We start from the raw sequence: 18,705 nt of genomic DNA on the forward strand, positions 1-18,705 counted from the left end.
AATACAGTAATTGCAACCATCGAATTGGATGACAAGAGACTTACAGTGTTGTAAGGATAATAGTTTTAGTTTGTAATAAATGTGATTTTGAATATCGATTCAGAAATTTCTGACGTTTTGAATTATAATTAGAAAGAGAATGGTTTAGAAAGAAGAGGATAATATGAAAAGAATTCTTGTTATTAGTGATATTCATGGAGAAATAGAAAAGTTCGAACAGTTATTGGAAGAAGCTCACTACGATGCAAAACAGGATCAACTAATTTTATTGGGGGATTATGTAGATCGTGGCCCGAATGCACGTGCTGTAATTGAAAAGGTGAAAGATTTAAAAGAAGAAGGAGCGTTCGTTTTAAAGGGGAATCATGAAGATATGATGATTAAAGCGTTAACGACTGATGAGGAACGTTCATGGAACCATTGGGTAAAAAGCAATGGTGGGGATAAAACATTATATAGCTATGGATTCGTAGAAGAAGACATTGCGGTTAATGAGGAGGACTTCCAAAAGCCGATTTTAAAATCTCATGTATTAGAGGAACATGTAAAGTTTATTCAAGAATTAGATCATTACATTGAAACAGAAGAGTATATATTTGTACATGCTGGTGTTGAGCCAATGAAACAAGTTTCTGAATCTGAACCGTACACGTTAATGTGGATCCGTAATGAGTTTCATAGTGGGTATAGTGGCGAAAAGGTTGTTGTATTTGGCCATACGGAAACAAAAACGCTTCATGGTAGTGAGAATTGCGGAGTGTATTTTGGTAGTAATCGTATTATTGGAATTGATGGCGGGGCTGTGTATGGTGGTCAGTTAAATTGTTTGGAGTTGCCGAGTAAAAAGGTGTATGTAGTAAAAAATTGAAAGAGATAAGGGCAATCTTATTTCTTTCAATTTTTTATTAAGCGAAATTTAAGAAAGAGCTTTTATAATAAAGGTTTAAAATTCTCTATCGAGCAAAAATTCAGCAGGGGATATGTGGGAATGGAATTACATGATATGATTACATTCTTTCGTTAGGAAGAGAAGAAATGTAATAATAAATAGAATTGAACTATATTGTGGAAGGTGAGAAAGGCCGATGCGCTTACTTGTAGTAGAAGATAATGCTTCTTTATTGGAGTCCATAGTACAAATTTTACGTGATGAATTTGAAGTGGATACGGCAATGAATGGGGAAGATGGTTTATTTTTAGCATTACAAAATATATATGATGCGATATTACTTGATGTCATGATGCCAGAAATGGATGGATTTGAAGTTATCCAAAAAATACGAGATGAAAAGATTGAAACGCCAGTTTTATTTTTAACAGCGAAAGATTCTTTGGAGGATCGAGTTAAAGGCTTAGATTTTGGCGGGGATGATTATCTCGTTAAGCCGTTTCAAGCACCGGAACTAAAAGCGAGAATTCGTGCTCTATTAAGACGAAGTGGTAGTTTAACAACAAAGCAGACAATTCGTTATAAAGGAATCGAATTGTTTGGAAAAGACAAAGGCGCGCAAGTCGATGGGCAAGCAATTAAGTTGACCTTAAAACAGTATGAACTTCTAGAGTACCTCATTCAAAATAGCGGTAAAATTTTAATGCGTGAACAAATTTTTGATCGTGTTTGGGGATTTGATTCAGATACAACAGTAGCTATCGTAGAAGTGTATGTTCATCACTTACGTAAAAAATTAGAGCCATTCGGTTATCAGAAAGATATTCAAACTGTTCGTGGTATTGGATATATATTAAAAGGACAATGAAAAAGGGAAGTATGTTTCAAAAAACACGTATTCGTCTGACTATAGTAAACTCATTAGTATTTATCCTATTAATAGGAGTATTAGGGAGTATTATTTATTCATACACATATAAGCGCATTTATAATGAAGTAGATACATCCATAGAAAAAATGGTTCAGCATAGAGAGATTTCAGATGATAAAAAACTACCTAAAAAAATCAGGGGATATCTTCCAATTGGGGATCCAAGGATAATAGAGTTAACTTGGAGTGGAAACAGAGTGGAGATAGGTGGCGAAAACGGCAAACGTCGTTTTATCTTCGAAGACAATTTGGAAAAGTTTTCTCCAAAAAAATTAGGATCTTTGCAAGATATTGAAGTGCAAGGGCTATATTTTAGAACGTTCGCGTTTCAAAAAGATGGAAAAATAGTTCAAATCGTACGCGATATAACAGCTGAAGAAGAAATGCTAAATACTTTATTTTTAATTCTTGTTATAGGTTGTAGTGTAGGGAGTGTATGTGCAATAGGAATCGGCTTTTTCTTAGCTGGTAGGGCACTCGTACCCATTCAAAATTCATGGGAGAAACAGCAGCAGTTCGTTTCTGATGCATCACATGAATTAAGGACACCACTTGCGGTTATTCAATCAAAAACAGATATATTATTCCAGTCACCATCTGCGACGATAGAAGAAAAAGCGATGGATATTTCTACGATTTCAAAGGAGTGTAGACGGTTATCGAAGCTCGTAGCTAATTTATTATTGTTAGCACGTTCGGATTCTAATCAAATCGAGGTGGATAAGAAAACATTTAAAATGGGTAAATTGTTAGAAGAAATAGTAGATCCATATAAAGAGCTTGCTTCTTATCAAAAAAAAGAGATGATATTAAAAGTAGAACGTGACATATCGTTTATTGGCGATAGAGAGAGAATCCATCAATTGATGGTTATATTGCTAGATAATGCGATGAAGTATACGAATGAAGGTGGACATATTCAAATTAATTGTATGCAAACGAGTAGTTCAATTCGCATACAAGTGAAAGATAACGGGATAGGAGTTAAAGAAGGGGATATTCCAAAGTTATTTGATCGCTTTTATCAAGGAGATAAAGCGAGAAGTCCATCAGAAGGAGCGGGATTAGGTCTTTCAATCGCTAATTGGATTGTAGAAAAGCATTATGGGAAAATATCGGTAGAGAGCAAATGGGGAGAAGGAACTTGTTTTGAAGTGATTTTCCCAAAAAATCAAAGATTATAAGTGAGAAGACGACCTTGTTTTTACAAGGTCGTCTTTTTTAAGGGAAAGTTAAGGAATAACTTGTAGCATGTATTACATAATGGAAACTTGTGATAGAAAGAAAAGCTGTAAGGTTTTTTGAATGAACTGGATAAATCAAAAGGTTATTTCTAACAGAGAGGAAGTTTATGTATAGTATAAAAAAATTTATGGGAAAGCTGGAAAAAGAAAGCGTGCGAGGGAGGAAGAAGTCTTGAAAAAGAAAATGATGACGGTATTTACTATTGGAGTAATGAGTTTAAGTATATTAGGGGGTGCCTCTCCTTCTGGAATGACAAAAGGAAAGACAGATTACACGCAGCGTAGTAAAGAACAATTAAATGATGGAAAAATACATGCAATGCATACGGAAGAAAAAGCGGAAAAGTTAGGCATTGAAACGGATGGGAAAGAACAAATTACGTTAGAAAAAGAAATTCATGAGACGGAAGTAGGAAGAGAAGCTGATCAATTAGGTATCTCGGCAGAAGGAAAAGATGTTGGAATTCTTTCAGAAGAAATTTATGAAACAAAAGTGAGGCAGGAAGCGTTGAAACTAGGAATATCTATAGAGAATACGTCGATTGTAAGTTTAATTGATCAAATTAATAACATTAAAATTAATAATGAAGCAGAAAAGCTTGGTGTTTCAACTGAAGGAAAAGAAATAGAAGAAATTGAGGAAGAAATCTACGGCACGAAAGTTAGAGAAGAAGCAGAAAAGCTAGGTATTGCTCAACAAGGAAAAGAGATGGAAGGGTTAGCACAAGAAGTGTACGAACAAAAAGTACAGGAAGAAGCAAAAAAATATCATATTGATTTATATGGCAAAGATATATATCAAGTATTAAGAGAAATAAATGAGCAAAAGGTAATAGAGATAGCAGAGGAGCTTAATATGGATAGAACGAATATGGGCATTCAAGAGCTAGCGGAAAAAATAAAACGAGAACAACCTGAAAAAGGAAACGAACTAAAATTTATACCAATGATTCAAACAGATGCAGATGCGTTTTATTCGTATTTAACGAATTAAAAAGGGCGTGAGAGTGATACGAAAATGGAAGTGGTATATATGTATTACCGTACTATGTATAGGAATATGGTGGGCATATACAAATGGGATTACAACGTATGTGGAGAAAGTAAAGGGGTTACTATTATCAAGTATACAAAGTCAAAAACGAATAGAGTTTAGTAATAACGATGAAACAGTCATGTTATCAAATGTGCCCTTAATTCAGCAGTTACCAGAGCTAGAGAGAGGCTGCGAAGTAACAAGCTTAGCGATGATGTTACAATACGCAGGCGTTTCAGTAGATAAGATGAAATTAGCAAATGAAATAAAAAAAGTTGATTTTATGGCCGATGGTGTACGTGGGAATCCGAATGAAGGATTTGTAGGGAATATTTATACCTTTTCTGAATCCGGATACGGTGTATATCACGGACCACTTTTTCAGTTAGCGAAAAAATATTTACCTAATAAAGCTGTGGATTTAACAGGAAAGAGTATAGAGGAAATGTATAAGAGTGTAAAAGCAGGGCAACCGGTAGTCATGATTACGAATGCAACATATGCTCCTTTAGATGAAGATGAATTTACTACATGGGAAACAAATAGTGGGGATGTTTCTATTACGTATAATGAACATTGTGTTGTACTTGTTGGGTACGATAAGGAATCTGTATATATTCGAGATCCCCTCGATGATAGCTTAGATGTAAAAGTGCCAAGAGGAAACTTTGAACAGGCATGGGTGCAGATGGGGAGTCAGGCAATTAGCTATATAAATAACTCCAAATAAATTAGGAAGGAGAGCATGAACTATATAACTATAAGGTGAAGGATAAAGATTTAAGGAATTGTAAGAGAAGTTTTGCAGGTTTTTTTTGAAGAGAAGCTGTTAAGAAATAAGAGAACTTTAGCTTATTATATATGCTAAAGTTCTCTTATTTTTTATGATTAAAATGTTTAGGAGAAGTGGATATGTAAAAATGCATAATTGAAGAAAAAAAATTACATGTTATCATTATATATTGTTTTATACATGTTGGTTGTATAAAATTACACAAGTGTTCTATTACATAAAGGAGGCTTATTATGCAAAATATATTCAATTGGGTTAAAAGTATGAGTATCAAGAAAAAATTAATCATTTCATTTTTTATTATTTTAACTATACCGGGACTTATTATCGGTAGTGTTTCATATCAAACTGCCAAAACAAATTTTGAACAACAAATTACAGGTAAAACAAAGGAAAACATTTCAGTTTTAAATACTGTTATTTCTCAAAATATAGAAGAGAAATTTGTTGATGCGACGTACTTTGCAGACATCTTAACAGAGGATACATATCCAAATGGACAAGAAGAGCTAGTAAGAACGAAGTTAGCGCAATATATAAAGCTTCATCCAGAAGTAGAAGGTATTTATATTGGAACGCAGACGGGAAAGTTTATAAGAGAACCATTTATTCAAATGTCTGATGGGTATAATCCAACAGATAGATCGTGGTATAAAGAAGCGCATGAAAATAAAGGAAAAGTAATTGTTACTGCACCGTATCAATCAGCATCTACAAAAAATATGGTAGTGACAATTGCTAAAGAAGTAAAAGATGGTAAAGGTGTTATAGGCATTAACTTGAATTTGGATAACATCCTAAAGGTTTCAAAAATGATTAACATTGGTGAAAAAGGCTATGCGGTTATTTTAGATCAAAATAAGCAAATTGTTAGTCATCCATCTAGAAAACCAGGTTCAAAGGTTACTGAGCCTTGGATTAAACCAATTTATGAAGACAAACAAGGAAATGTATCTTATACAGAACAAGATGATAAAAAGAATTTAATCTTTGCAACAAATGAGAAAACGGGATGGAAAGTAGTTGGAGTTATGTTTGACGAAGAAATTATTCAAGCTGCGAATCCAGTTTTTTATAAGACTTTGGTTGTCATAGCCATCGCTATTGTATTTGGTAGTGTATTAATTTATTTCATTATAAATTCTATTACAAGACCATTACGAAAAATAGCTGACTCGGCATATAAGATTAGTAAGGGGGATTTAACAGAGAAAATTACTATTTATTCCAAGGATGACATAGGAAAATTAGGGAATTCATTTAATGAAATGTCTGCTTCTTTACAAGACGTGATTACCCAAATTAGCTTTTCAGCAGAACATGTCGCAGCATCGGCAGAAGAGTTAACAGCGAGCGTACAGCAAGCGAATGATGCGACAGATCAAATTACAATTGCAATGGAACAAGTATCAGGTGGGGCTGAATCACAAAGCCAAGGTGTTGAAGAAGGCGCGGCTACATTACAACAAGTAAATACAGCAATTCAAGATGTAACTGGAAGTGCGGAGGGAATTTCCATCTCCTCACTACATGCGAGAGGAAGAGCTGTAGAGGGAGAAGAATTGGTTGAACAAACCGCAAAACAAATGCAGTCTATTTCTAGGTCGGTATCCCAGTCAGACGCTATTATTAAACTTCTTGATGAGAAATCAAAGCAAGTAGGGGCTATTTCTGAAGCAATTCAAAACATTGCTACTCAAACGAACTTATTAGCTTTAAATGCAGCTATTGAAGCAGCAAGAGCAGGTGAACAGGGACGAGGATTTGCTATTGTAGCAGATGAAGTTAGAAAATTAGCAGAGCAATCAGGAGAATCATCTGGAGAGATTGCAAATTTAATTGCAGAAATTAAGGCTGATATTGAACATACTGTTAAGGCGATGGATAATGTGAGTGTGGAAGTTCAACAGGGCTTAGAAGTTGTAACCAAAACGAAAGTAAGTTTTGCAGAAATTTCAAGTTCTACTACTCATATTGTTTCTCAAGTTAATCAAATGGTAGAAACAACGAAGAAAATCGCTGGAGATGCAAATGAAGTGACAAATGCTATTGATGAAATTGCAGCGGCGGCAGAAGAAAATACAGCTAGTATGCAAAGTGTTGCGGCTTCAACAGAAGAACAAGTGAATTCGATGGAAGAAATTAGTTCGGCTTCGCAAAACTTAGCTGAGATGGCAGAAGAACTACAAGCAATGACTAGTAAATTTAAAGTATAATAACAGCAAATAAGTAAGGTGAAAATGATACCACCCTACTTATTTTTCTATTTAATAACTAGGGGAGCTATTGAAGGAATGAGAAAAAGAAAAAAACTATGGAATTTATGGAAAACGATTACATTATTAGTGTGTACAGTTGTAATTTTTTCTTTACTCGTAACAGATATTTTAATTAGCCATAATGTTGAACGAACGACAGAAGAAAGCCAAGCAGAGAAGGCAAAAACGATTGCACATATTGTAGCGAATGATTCGGTGGTAATCGATGGTTTAATTGGGAAAGCAGATACTTCCGCCATCCAAACGTATACAAATAGGATATTAAAAAATACAGGTGTTCAATTTATTGTCGTTATGGACATGGATGGAATAAGAAAATCTCATCCAAATCCCCAAAAAATAGGTCATCATTTCGTTGGAGGGGATGAAGGAACGGTATTGAAGGGAAAGGAACATGTATCTTTAGCAGAAGGAACTTTAGGGATTTCAATGCGAGTATTCGTTCCTGTTTTTGCTGACACAGGTGAACAGCTTGGTGCGGTTGCTGTTGGTATTTCAGCTGATAATGTAAAAGAGAGAGTTAAGGAAAGTAGACATATTATTTATATAGGTGTCGGAGTTGGATTGTTAGTTGGCATTATAGGAGCGATATTGCTAGCTAGACATATAAAGAAAAGTTTATTTGGTCTTGAGCCGCATAGGATAGCGAAAATTCTTGAAGAAAGAAATACGATGTTACAATCGGTCAAAGAAGGTATTATTGCTGTGGATAAAGAAGCGAAAGTAACGTTAATTAATAATGAAGCAAAACGGCTATTTAAGAAAAGTGGACTTGAAGAAGACTTTATTGGTAAAGATGTTGAATTGTATATGCCGAATTCACGTATAAAAGAAGTGTTACAAACTGGAGAGGTACAATTAAATGAAGAACAAAATATTTATGGAATTACGATTGTTACGAATCGTGTTCCTTTATATGTAAAAGGTGAAATAGTTGGTGCGATTGCAACATTTCGTGATAAAACAGAAATCAGAAAATTGGCAGAAGAACTAACTGGTATTAGGCTATATGCGGAAGCATTACGGGCTCAATCTCATGAATTTATGAATAAAATGCATGTCGTATTAGGGCTAACACATATGAAACAGTATGAAGAATTGCAGAAATATGTAAGTAGTATGGTATCAGAGCATCAATATGAAATTGGGGGGATTATGAAAAAAATTCAAAGCCCAGTATTTGCTGGGTTTTTACTAGGTAAACTTAGTTATGCTAGAGAGAAAAATATAAAGTTAATTATAAAAGAAGATTCTTACTTACCAGAAATATATGATGAACGTATCATTCATGAACTGATCACCATTGTCGGAAATTTAATTAATAATGCATTAGACGCGGTGACGAATTGTGAGAAGAAGCAGGTTGAAGTTGGAATACAATATGGGGATACATTAATCATTACAGTACAAGATACGGGGAAAGGCATAAAAGAAGATGAAATTGATGCATTATTTATAAAAGGTTATTCCACAAAGGGTGATAATCGGGGGTATGGTTTGCATCTTGTAAAGGAAAGCATACAGCGAATAAATGGGGAAATTTATGTTCATTCATTGTTAGGAACGGGAACGACAATAACGATTGAAATACCTAAAAGTAGGGATGAGAGATAAGATGATCAAAGTTTTGATTGTAGAAGATGATCCGATGGTTGCGATGTTAAATACGCATTATTTAGAGCAAGTTGGAGGGTTTGAACTGGTCCATGCAGTTAACTCAGTTAAATCGGCGATAGAAGTGTTAGAGAAGTCACGAGTAGACTTCATATTACTTGATATTTTTATGCCTGAGGAGACTGGATTTGAGCTTTTAATGTATATTCGAAATCAAGAAAAAGAAATTGATATTATGATGATTTCAGCTGTACATGATATGGGAAGTATAAAAAAAGCATTACAATATGGAGTTGTAGACTATCTAATTAAACCATTTACATTTGAACGCTTTAAGGAAGCATTAACTGTGTATCGAGAAAAATTTACTTTCATGAAAGAACAACAAAAAATTAGTCAATCGGAATTAGATTCGCTAATTTTACAAAAAGAAAAAAGAGAGTCCTTTGACTATAAAGAGCTTCCGAAAGGATTAACAAAGCAAACATTGCAACTAATTTGGCAGCAAATCAAATCGCTTCACGGACAAGCATTTACAACAGATGAAATGGCGAAATTAGTAGGGGTTTCAAGAGTTTCTATTCGAAAGTATGTAATGTTTTTGACTGAAATTGGAGTTTTAGAGAATGAAATGGTGTATCAACATGTGGGAAGGCCGGTAAGTAAATTAAGGTGTATTGACCAAAACAAAATAGACTTTTACGTATAAGCGACTTATTATAGGTCGCTTATACTTTTTTTAATTACAAAAGTAGTTACAAAACTTACAAAAACTATTTTTACTATTGAAAGCGTTTTAATATTGTTATTAAGAAAACAAGGGGGTGCCATATGGGAATTCAAAAGAATGTGGAAGCGGTATCATTTTCTGAGGGAAATGAGGTACAAAGAGAATCGTTCGCTTCTAAAATTATGAATGTAAAAATCGGTGTAATACCTTTACCGTTATATGTAGTATTGGCTGCTATTATTTATGGGGCATCTGTATATAATAAATTACCAGCAGACATGATTGGTGGATTTGCAGTTATTATGATTATGGGTATTTTCTTAGGTGACATTGGGATGAGAATTCCAATTCTAAAAAACATCGGTGGTCCAGCAATTCTTTCATTATTTATTCCATCGTTACTTGTATTTTTCAACTGGATGAATCCAGCTTCAATGGAAGCTGCGACTATGTTAATGAAAAAATCGAACTTTTTATATTTATATATTTCTTGTTTAGTAGTAGGAAGTATTTTGGGAATGAATCGTAAAGTGTTAGTACAAGGTTTCGTTCGCATGTTTATTCCTTTAGTAGTAGGAACGTTAGCTTCTATAGCAGTAGGCTTATTAGTAGGTTCACTATTTGGATTTGAAATGAAGCAGACATTCTTCTTTATCATCGTACCAATTGTGAGTGGTGGTATTGGGGAAGGGATTTTACCGCTATCACTAGCTTACGGTGATATTTTAAATGAATCATCAGCAACATTTGTATCACAGCTTATTCCTGCAGCTATTATCGGAAATATGTTTGCAATTGTGAGCGCAGGCTATATGAAGCGTTTAGGTGAGAAGAGACCTGAGCTTAGTGGGAATGGTGTATTAGTAAAAACAGATAATCAAGCAGAGTTATTAAAAGAGCAAAATACAGAAAAACCAATTGATTTCTCATTAATGGGAGCAGGGTTATTGATTGCATGTACATTCTTTATTTTCGGAGGATTCGCTTCTAAGTTTATCGGTATTCCTGGGGCAATCATTATGATTTTCTCAGCAGCACTTGTGAAATACTTTAAATTAATGCCAGCAAAAATGGAGCAAGGAGCATTCCATTTATATAAATTTATTTCAAAGAATTTAACTTGGCCGTTAATGGTCGGTTTAGGATTGCTGTACATTCCGTTAAAAGACGTAGCAGCAGTTCTTTCTGTAGGATATGTTGTTGTTTGTGCATCAGTTGTTCTTACAATGGTAGCATCAGGTTTTCTTGTAGGGAAAGTGATGAAAATGTATCCAGTTGAATCAGCAATTGTAACTGGATGTCATAGTGGTTTAGGTGGAACTGGAGATGTTGCTATTCTATCAGCTTCAAATCGTATGGAATTAATGCCGTTTGCGCAAATTTCAACGCGTTTAGGTGGGGCTGCAGTGGTCGTAACAGCAACAATTTTATTGAAAATGTTTTCATGATCAAAACAAGCTAGCTATATTCGTATAGCTAGCTTGTCAAATTAAGGGGAGATTATAAGTATGTTAGAAAATCAAATTAATGAAAGATCATTGTTATTGCATAAAGAGTTAGTAGGGAAAATTGAAATTACAAGTAAAGTAGAAGTGAATACAGCGGACGATTTAAGTTTGACTTATACACCGGGGGTAGCAGAGTCTTGTAAAGCAATTGCAGCAGATGAGGAAACAGCGTATGACTATACAGCAAGAGGGAATATGGTTGCAGTTGTTTCAGATGGAACAGCAGTACTTGGTTTAGGGAATATTGGACCGAAAGCGGCTATGCCTGTTATGGAAGGGAAAAGTATTTTATTTAAGAAGTTCGCGAATGTAGATGCTTTCCCGCTATGTTTAGGGACGACTGATGTGGATGAAATCGTTACCCTTGTGAAAAATCTAGAGCCTACATTTGCAGGTATTAATTTAGAGGATATTGCAGCACCACGCTGTTTTGAAATTGAAAAACGATTAAAAGAAGAAACGAATATTCCTGTATTTCATGATGATCAGCATGGGACGGCTATTGTCGTTTTAGCAGCTGTTATTAATGCATTAAAAGTTGTAAGTAAACAAATGGATGATGTGAAAATTGTTATTAACGGTGCGGGTTCGGCAGGAATTGCAATTGGAAAATTATTATTAAAAGCTGGCGCAAAACACATTACGTTAGTTAGTTTAGAAGGTATTGTTTGTGAAGGTGAAACATGGATGAACGAAGCGCAAATCGAAGTTTCACAGAAGACAAATCGAGAATATGTACGTGGAACATTAAAGGAAGCGATTCATCAAGCTGATATTTTCATCGGTGTATCTGCTCCAAACGTATTAACGAAAGAACTTATACAGACGATGAACGAGAAACCAATTGTGTTTGCAATGGCGAATCCAATTCCAGAAATATTCCCAGAGGACGCATTAGAAGCTGGGGCAGCTGTAGTAGGAACTGGGCGTTCTGATTATTCGAATCAAGTAAATAATGTATTGGCGTTCCCTGGAATATTCCGGGGTGCGTTAGATGTACGTGCGACTGATATTACAGAAGAGATGAAATTAGCGGCAGCATATGGGATCGCTAACATAATTACAGACGAAGAGCGTAATGCGAATTATGTAATTCCAAATCCATTAGATAAAAGAGTTGTTCCAAGTGTTGCAGAAGTAGTAGCGAAAGCAGCCATTGATTCAGGGGTGGCGCAAATTACGAAAATGCCAAGTTATAGATAGTCAAAAGCAGTGCCTTAAAAAGGCACTGCTTTTTTTGAGATAAGAAATCAAAATAATGAAGAAGGGTAGAATTATTTATGTCCCTTCATTATTTATTTAATTCCATTGCAACTTGTTTACCATTTACTAAAACCTCAGTTACTGCTACGATCACTTCTATCATTTTTTTCATCTCTCATCTCTCCTCGCTTCATTTCTTACTTTAAGTATAAGAGAAGAGAGAGAATCCAACTATTGAAGTACGTGACGTAGAAATTACATTGTTGTAAGGAAGTGTTCCAGTTTTGTCACTTTATTCGGCAGTGATTACAAATTGATCATAATATCTTTCATTCACATATATGTTTAATACCCATAATCCAGATGAAGGTAGTGACATTACGAGAGGGAGTTCTTTTATTGTAGTATCGATTGTATTTGAAGTAGTCCAATTTGGTTCGGAAGTTTCCTTTGGAACGATTATTGGTGTTGGAAGGATAGAGCCTTGTTTTAAAGCAATAATAGATAGTTTTCCAGTTGGCATTTCAGGATCTAGGAAGAACCACATTATTTCATTTTGTTCATTTGCGATAATAGAGCTATCAGCCATGGCGATTTTTCCTTCGATGCCTTTTAACGGTATTTTTCCTTCTACGAATGATGGAGCTTCTTCCCAATTTACATCTTTTAAAACACTAAGATGAAAAAAAGAAGGTGCGTTAATTTGAGAAGATGACGTTTCTAGTACTTCTTTTTTAGGTACATTTGAATCTGGCTGCACTTGTGCGCAGCCAGTAATGAGGAAGGAGAAAAGTAGCATAGTTCCGATTTTTTTCATGGTGCCACACTCCTAATTTTTATTGTTAGTGTAATTGTATTTGCTAGCAGGCGGGACAATTCCTTTAAATCATAAAAAGAGGTCGTAAGTTTTGTACGACCTCTTTTGACATTTTCTATATTTGTTTAGTTGAAAAGGTTGGTTCTCTCTCTTTTTGAGGCATTGTTAAGAAAATAACAGAAAGAACGATACATACTCCGCCTAATAATTGATATGCTCCAAAAGATTCATTAAGCCAAGCAATTGAAACGATGGCAGCTACAAGTGGTTCAATGCTAGATAAAATACTTGTTTCTGTTGCTGCTAAATATTTAAGACTCCCGATATAAAGAAGGAAAGAAAGAGTGCCACTTGTAATGATAAGAATAAGCATAGAAAAAGTTTGAAGTGTGAACGTTTGCGAAATCTGATTCAATCCAAAAGAACGATTACAAATAAGCAGTGCAATCCCTCCAATTAACATCCCCCAGCCAATTACTATAGTTGTTCCACATTCTTTAATAAGAGAAGCCGGATGAAGGGTATAAAAAGCAAAACCAATCGCTGTTAATAGGCCGAAAGTAATAGCTGCTTTAGATAAAACAATATTTTCAATTGAACCGTTTGTAATAATAAAGTATGTCCCTGTTAGAGCAGTTATAATTGCGAGTATTTGCATAGAAGCAGGGAATTTTTTTTGCTCAAACGCAACGTAAATGGTAATAAGAACAGGACCTAGAAATTGAAATAGTGTTGCCGTTACGGCATTACTAATATGAACTGTTTCGATAAAAGCGTACTGCGCACCAAGCATGCCAAGAATAGAGAAAATTATAAGTTGTATAAAGTGTTTAGGATGTTTCCAAATGTGAAATATGTTTTGTTTTTTAATAAGCAAGAAAGCCAAAATGAATATTCCTGCGAGTAACAGGCGAATTGTTAAAAAATCAATTGATGATACGTTCGTATGTTGAAATAGCCACTGAATCATGGGACCAGATAATCCCCACAGGGTAGCTCCTGTAATAATCATCATAAGTCCGATGCGTCTACCATTGTTCATTATCATGCATCTCCTCTCTAGTATTTGATTATTAATGTGTTACATGATAAAAGGAATTATATAGAACTTCTGGTACTGCGAAAAGTATCAGTTATGTATTTTTGGGAGGGGTCAGATGTTGTGTTAGAACTAACGCCTAATTTGAGTGCAAATAGTAAGACAGCATTGTATGTACAATTGTATGAGTATATAAAAAAAGAGATTAAAGATGGAACGATTCCGGCCTTTACGAAATTACCGGCTAAGAGGAAGCTGGCGACATATTTACAAGTGAGTAAAAATACAGTTGAAGCTGCTTATGAGCAACTTCTTGCTGAAGGATATATTGAGTCGATTTCTAGAAAAGGTTATTTTGTATGTGAAATCGAGCAAATGATTCATGTGGAAGGCAGCGAAGAGGTAATAGGAGAAGCGCCTTTTCAAGATAAGAAGTATAAATTTGATTTCACTCAAACGGGTGTGGATACTAATACTTTTCCGTTTCATGTATATCGAAAAATTACGAACGAGGTATGGCAATTTGAAAATAAAGATTTACTTTTTATTGGACATCCGCAAGGGGAGGTAAGTTTACGAGAAGAAATCGCGAGCTATTTGTATGAATCTAGAGGTGTACGATGCGTAGCTAGTCAAATTGTAATAGGAGCGGGTACGCAAATATTAGTAAAAATGTTATTTCAGTTGTTAAAGGGAAGTCGTTATGCGGTTGAGAACCCTGGGTACCATCGGAAAATGGTTGTTTTCGAGCAAGGGGAACAAAATGTACAAATGTTATCTTTAGATAGAGATGGAATTCGTATGTCACAGTTAGCGGATAGCCATGCAAATGTTGTATTTGTTACACCTTCGCATCAGTTTCCTTGCGGGATGATTATGCCAATTACGAGAAGAATACAGCTTTTGCAATGGGCGAAAAAAGAAGAAGGAAGATATATTATTGAAGATGATTATGATAGTGAATTCCGCTATTCAGGAAAGCCAATTCCAGCGCTGCAAGGGTTAGATAGAGATGGGAAAGTAATTTATATGGGGACGCTGTCTAAAGCGCTATTGCCATCATTACGGATGAGTTATATGGTGTTGCCAAAACCCCTCATTAAGCAGTATCAGGAGCAATATTTATTTTACACACAAAGCGTTTCAAGAATGGATCAAGAGATCATTAGGAAATTTTTAAATGACGGGCATTGGGAAAAGCATATTCATAAAATGCGTGTTGTGTACCGAAAGAAGAGAGACCGTCTTGTTTCGGTAATAGAAAAATATTTTTCTAATCGCATTGAAGTAATAGGGGAAGATTCTGGCCTACATATTTTATTAAAAGTGCATAACGGGATGGAAGAGAAAGAATTAATGGAATCTGCAGCCGAAAGGAGTATTAAAGTGTATCCTGTTTCGATGTATTATAAGGAAGGGACTTCTCCCAAAAGTACAGTATTACTTGGATTTGCGACTTTATTAGAGGAAGAAATTGAAGAGGCCATTCAATTATTATATACAGCATGGTTTACAAGAAAGTAAAAAACATCCTCATAAATGGAGGATGTTTTTTTATTATTTTTCTTCATCTAGGAAAAGAACCATATGCTCTTCATCCCAATATTGTCCGTTATATTTTAATGAGCGTTCTTGCACACCAAATGTTTTAAATCCTAATGACTCATAAAGTTTTTTTGCACCATCGTTTCCGACAACAACATCAAGCATAACTTGCTCTACTTCTAAAGATTTAGCAAGCTCAAGACATTCTTTAATAAGTGCTTTTCCCGCTCCAAGTCCGCGTGCTTTTGGAGACACGTATACTGAACCAATTTTCGCTTTATGTTCTTGTTTTACATATGGTTTCGTTTCCAGTGTTGCAACTCCGATTAATTCTCCATCTTTAAATGCACCTAGTGTATAGTTTTCATCTTGTGCTAATTTTTGGGCTTTATATTCAATAGCACACTCTTTATTAATAATATCTTCATAAGAAGAGCTGAAAGCTTCCGGGTTTTGTTTTAACCCTTCTACTCGAAGTTCTAAGTAAATTTCTGCTTCGTCTTTTGTTAATACATGGATATCCAATTATATCACCCTCCAAATCTTTGACAGTTGTACCTATATTTTATATTGAAATAAGAATAATTTCAAAAGCTTAGCTTATATGAGCTGGTTTTATAAATAAAATAGCACCAGTAGTGTTGACTACTACTGGTGATTTCACACATATATTATTCAAATGGTAATTCAATTATAAATTCTGTTCCGACTTCTAATTCGCTTTTAACTTCGATAGAACCATCATGAAGTTCTACAATTTCCTTTGCAACAGCTAGTCCGATACCTTTTCCTCCCGTAGCTCGTGTTCTAGATTTATCGACACGGTAAAAGCGATCGAAAATGTGTGGGATATCTTCTTTTGGAATACCTTCACCTTCATCTTGTATACTTATTGTAAAGGTATTTGCACTGGTTAGTACACGTATTGTTATAGAAGTGTTTTCTGGCGAATGTTGATAAGCATTATGCAATAAATTTAACATCACTTGTTCCATACGCCTTTCATCTATACAAACTTCTAAATCATTTTTACAGTATACATGAATTTCTATTTGTTTGTTGGTTAATGTTGTTTTTGTTTTTTCAACCATGCGTTCTAAAAATGGTCTCAGGAGCATTTTTTGTTTTTTAATAACGAATTGATGTTGCTCTAATTGTACGAGCATAAATAAATCTTGTACGAGATCAGTTACACTATCGGTTTCATCCTCGATGATTTGTAAATACTCTTCACGTTCTTCCTTCGTTAAAGAATTCCTCTTTGCCACTTTCGCATAACCTTTCATATAAGTTAGTGGAGTTAGTAACTCGTGCGCTACACTGGCAAGAAATTCGTTTCGCTCTTTTTTCATATACGTCAGTTCACTAGACAGTTCCTCAATGGTTGTGGCTAAACTTCCAAGTTCGTCATTTCGTTTAATCCCTAATTGAATTGGTTTGTTTAATTTTGACATTTTTTCTGTTGCTCTCTTCATCTTTATAAGAGGATCTGTAATAACTCGAGAAAAAACAAAGACAGAAATAGTTGTTAAAATAAGTGTCAAAATACTCACGATAATGAATTGATTCATGAGTCTAAGTAGCATATCTTCTAAGAAGGATGTTTTTAAGAACATGTGTAATTTACCTTGAAAGTCTTTTGTGTCAATTGGTGTTACTGTTGAGATGAATTTTGATTCTTTCCAATTCTTTTCTACTATTAATCCCCCCTTTTTAACTGGGGGGATTTTACAATGAAGTTGTTTTTGCATATCTTTTGTTACTGTTTCTGAGGCCGAAGTGATTTTTCCATTACTGTCAGTTATAACAATGGCTATATCAGAATTAGTAAGTGCTTCTGTTTCCATTAAGTCTTCAGCGGCATCTTCAATAGAGAAGCCAGAAGAGGCGGGGCGGTTGAGATGTTCAGCATGTTTTTTTTGCTCAGCGTATTTGCCGTATTTGCTCCATTTTGCACGTCGTTCAATCGTATCACGATAGCGGTTTCCCTTCTCTAAAAGAGCAATGGTTTCCTCTTCAACACGCATTTTTGAAAGACTTTTATAAAAAGATACGAAAGCGATTGTCTCAATACATAAAGCTAATATTAAAAAGTATGTCCCAACTTTAAGGGAAAGTCTGCTCATTTTCTCACCATACCTTATTTCATATAAAGGGTCAGTGGTCTACTATTGTCCACTGATCAAATTAATTATTCGCTTTTCCATTTATATCCAACTTTATAGACGGTTTCTAAGTAATCTTCAACTGGAAATCCTTTTTTGCGTAACTTATCCCGTATATTACGAATATGTGAATCGATAGTTCTGTATTCGATATCTGTTTGATAGCCCCAAATCTTCTCGATTAAATCGTCTCGGCTGTAGGCACGGTTTGTATTTTGTAAAAATAGTCCGAGTAACGAAAATTCAATAGGAGTTAGTGAGATTTTTTCATTATAAACTGTAACAGTATGTTTCGTTTTATCCCACTCAATACCATTGAAGCTAACAAAGCTATTTTTCTTTGTACGACGTAATATAGCCTCGATTCGCGCGACTAATACATGTTCATCGAATGGTTTTGTAATATAGTCATCTGCTCCCATGGTCAGGCCTTTGACCATATCATAATTTTGGTTGCGAGCTGTTAGCATAATAATTGGAACGTTGGAAATTTGACGGATTTGATAGCAAGTATCCCACCCATCCATATTTGGCATCATAACATCTAATAAAATAATATCGAAGTCCTTTTGTTCGATTAATTCTAGCGCTTCAAGGCCAGAGGTAGCTTTCATACAAAAATAGCCACGAGGGCTTAAGAACAGATCTAATAATCGTAACATACGTTCTTCATCGTCTACTAATAAAATTTTCACCATAATCTTGTGCACCCCAAACTCTTCATTCTACTTGTATAGTTTACATGAAAATAATAAAAAACTCTTTTTATGTGATTGAATGGATGGCTGATTTTTTCAATCAGGGCAATTGACATAAAAAATGCACTAGTTTTGCACAACTATTTTTTATAATAGAAAACGTAGCGACACAAATACCCTATGTTGCGACATAACGTCATGTCATTTTATTTAT

At 34.8% G+C, this 18,705-nt stretch carries 16 protein-coding genes and 1 pseudogene; 12 read left to right on the forward strand and 5 right to left on the reverse strand.

Annotated elements, in window-relative coordinates; translation table 11 throughout:
• The first annotated feature begins 163 nt into the window (after positions 1–163).
• The 11 genes and pseudogenes from NSQ47_RS23505 to NSQ47_RS23550 all read left to right on the forward strand — a co-directional run bounded on the left by NSQ47_RS23505 (position 164) and on the right by NSQ47_RS23550 (position 12,227).
• Entirely contained in the window at positions 164–868 is a 705-nt protein-coding gene (locus tag NSQ47_RS23505; RefSeq protein WP_199661430.1) for a metallophosphoesterase family protein, read from the forward strand.
• Between the two features lie 217 nt (positions 869–1,085).
• Complete coding sequence (locus NSQ47_RS23510) at positions 1,086–1,757, forward strand: response regulator transcription factor (protein ID WP_002159355.1); 672 nt, start codon at positions 1,086–1,088, stop codon at positions 1,755–1,757.
• 11 nt (positions 1,758–1,768) lie between these two features.
• Entirely contained in the window at positions 1,769–3,004 is a 1,236-nt protein-coding gene (locus NSQ47_RS23515; RefSeq protein ID WP_341038082.1) for a sensor histidine kinase, read from the forward strand.
• Positions 3,005–3,236: 232 nt separating this feature from the next.
• Entirely contained in the window at positions 3,237–4,058 is an 822-nt protein-coding gene (locus tag NSQ47_RS23520) for a transporter (protein ID WP_341038083.1), read from the forward strand.
• Between the two features lie 43 nt (positions 4,059–4,101).
• Positions 4,102–4,830 carry a C39 family peptidase gene (locus tag NSQ47_RS23525; RefSeq protein WP_341038256.1) on the forward strand — a complete coding sequence of 243 codons (729 nt, stop codon included), beginning with the start codon at positions 4,102–4,104 and terminating at the stop codon, positions 4,828–4,830.
• 326 nt (positions 4,831–5,156) lie between these two features.
• Positions 5,157–6,170: pseudogene (locus NSQ47_RS28270) on the forward strand (HAMP domain-containing protein); the annotation flags it as partial.
• A 120-nt stretch (positions 6,171–6,290) separates the two neighbouring features.
• Positions 6,291–7,109 carry a methyl-accepting chemotaxis protein gene (locus NSQ47_RS28275; RefSeq protein ID WP_445662106.1) on the forward strand — a complete coding sequence of 273 codons (819 nt, stop codon included), beginning with the start codon at positions 6,291–6,293 and terminating at the stop codon, positions 7,107–7,109.
• 78 nt (positions 7,110–7,187) lie between these two features.
• The gene (locus NSQ47_RS23535; RefSeq protein WP_341038085.1) at positions 7,188–8,786 is read left to right on the forward strand and encodes a sensor histidine kinase; all 1,599 of its coding nucleotides are present in this window, start codon (positions 7,188–7,190) and stop codon (positions 8,784–8,786) included.
• A 1-nt stretch (position 8,787) separates the two neighbouring features.
• On the forward strand, positions 8,788–9,495 hold the full coding sequence (locus NSQ47_RS23540; protein ID WP_002113945.1) for a response regulator: 708 nt from the start codon (positions 8,788–8,790) through the stop codon (positions 9,493–9,495).
• A 122-nt stretch (positions 9,496–9,617) separates the two neighbouring features.
• Positions 9,618–10,964 carry a 2-hydroxycarboxylate transporter family protein gene (locus NSQ47_RS23545; protein ID WP_002113946.1) on the forward strand — a complete coding sequence of 449 codons (1,347 nt, stop codon included), beginning with the start codon at positions 9,618–9,620 and terminating at the stop codon, positions 10,962–10,964.
• Positions 10,965–11,024: 60 nt separating this feature from the next.
• Entirely contained in the window at positions 11,025–12,227 is a 1,203-nt protein-coding gene (locus NSQ47_RS23550; protein WP_016103493.1) for an NAD(P)-dependent malic enzyme, read from the forward strand.
• Between the two features lie 292 nt (positions 12,228–12,519).
• On the opposite strand, the gene NSQ47_RS23555 is transcribed toward NSQ47_RS23550, so the two are convergent.
• Positions 12,520–13,044 (reverse strand): DUF4871 domain-containing protein, encoded by a 525-nt coding sequence (locus NSQ47_RS23555; protein ID WP_002159347.1) that lies wholly within the window; start codon positions 13,042–13,044, stop codon positions 12,520–12,522.
• Positions 13,045–13,159: 115 nt separating this feature from the next.
• Positions 13,160–14,086 carry a DMT family transporter gene (locus tag NSQ47_RS23560; protein ID WP_341038086.1) on the reverse strand — a complete coding sequence of 309 codons (927 nt, stop codon included), beginning with the start codon at positions 14,084–14,086 and terminating at the stop codon, positions 13,160–13,162.
• Between the two features lie 120 nt (positions 14,087–14,206).
• Between NSQ47_RS23560 and pdxR the strand changes: the two genes are divergently transcribed.
• Complete coding sequence (gene pdxR / locus NSQ47_RS23565) at positions 14,207–15,607, forward strand: MocR-like pyridoxine biosynthesis transcription factor PdxR (protein WP_088077429.1); 1,401 nt, start codon at positions 14,207–14,209, stop codon at positions 15,605–15,607.
• A 33-nt stretch (positions 15,608–15,640) separates the two neighbouring features.
• On the opposite strand, the gene NSQ47_RS23570 is transcribed toward pdxR, so the two are convergent.
• The 3 genes from NSQ47_RS23570 to NSQ47_RS23580 form a co-directional block, all read right to left on the reverse strand.
• The gene (locus tag NSQ47_RS23570) at positions 15,641–16,153 is read right to left on the reverse strand and encodes a GNAT family N-acetyltransferase (RefSeq protein WP_000351210.1); all 513 of its coding nucleotides are present in this window, start codon (positions 16,151–16,153) and stop codon (positions 15,641–15,643) included.
• A 146-nt stretch (positions 16,154–16,299) separates the two neighbouring features.
• Positions 16,300–17,754, reverse strand: a complete 1,455-nt coding sequence (locus NSQ47_RS23575; RefSeq protein ID WP_204208720.1) for a sensor histidine kinase — start codon at positions 17,752–17,754, stop codon at positions 16,300–16,302.
• Between the two features lie 65 nt (positions 17,755–17,819).
• Complete coding sequence (locus NSQ47_RS23580) at positions 17,820–18,491, reverse strand: response regulator transcription factor (protein ID WP_341038087.1); 672 nt, start codon at positions 18,489–18,491, stop codon at positions 17,820–17,822.
• Positions 18,492–18,705 lie beyond the last annotated feature (214 nt).

Origin of the sequence: Bacillus sp. FSL R10-2780, assembly GCF_038006125.1 — a bacterium.
GTDB lineage: Bacteria > Bacillota > Bacilli > Bacillales > Bacillaceae_G > Bacillus_A > Bacillus_A cereus_U.

What these genes read in the sequence shown, in the direction of transcription:
- NSQ47_RS23505 (WP_199661430.1), top strand. Translation starts at nt 164, where the DNA reads ATGAAAAGAATTCTTGTTATTAGTGATATTCATGGAGAAATAGAAAAG.
- NSQ47_RS23510 (WP_002159355.1), top strand. Translation starts at nt 1,086, where the DNA reads ATGCGCTTACTTGTAGTAGAAGATAATGCTTCTTTATTGGAGTCCATA.
- NSQ47_RS23515 (WP_341038082.1), top strand. Translation starts at nt 1,769, where the DNA reads ATGTTTCAAAAAACACGTATTCGTCTGACTATAGTAAACTCATTAGTA.
- NSQ47_RS28275 (WP_445662106.1), top strand. Translation starts at nt 6,291, where the DNA reads ATGGAACAAGTATCAGGTGGGGCTGAATCACAAAGCCAAGGTGTTGAA.
- NSQ47_RS23535 (WP_341038085.1), top strand. Translation starts at nt 7,188, where the DNA reads ATGAGAAAAAGAAAAAAACTATGGAATTTATGGAAAACGATTACATTA.
- NSQ47_RS23540 (WP_002113945.1), top strand. Translation starts at nt 8,788, where the DNA reads ATGATCAAAGTTTTGATTGTAGAAGATGATCCGATGGTTGCGATGTTA.
- NSQ47_RS23545 (WP_002113946.1), top strand. Translation starts at nt 9,618, where the DNA reads ATGGGAATTCAAAAGAATGTGGAAGCGGTATCATTTTCTGAGGGAAAT.
- NSQ47_RS23550 (WP_016103493.1), top strand. Translation starts at nt 11,025, where the DNA reads ATGTTAGAAAATCAAATTAATGAAAGATCATTGTTATTGCATAAAGAG.
- NSQ47_RS23555 (WP_002159347.1), bottom strand. Translation starts at nt 13,044, where the DNA reads ATGAAAAAAATCGGAACTATGCTACTTTTCTCCTTCCTCATTACTGGC.
- NSQ47_RS23560 (WP_341038086.1), bottom strand. Translation starts at nt 14,086, where the DNA reads ATGAACAATGGTAGACGCATCGGACTTATGATGATTATTACAGGAGCT.
- NSQ47_RS23575 (WP_204208720.1), bottom strand. Translation starts at nt 17,754, where the DNA reads ATGAGCAGACTTTCCCTTAAAGTTGGGACATACTTTTTAATATTAGCT.
- NSQ47_RS23580 (WP_341038087.1), bottom strand. Translation starts at nt 18,491, where the DNA reads ATGGTGAAAATTTTATTAGTAGACGATGAAGAACGTATGTTACGATTA.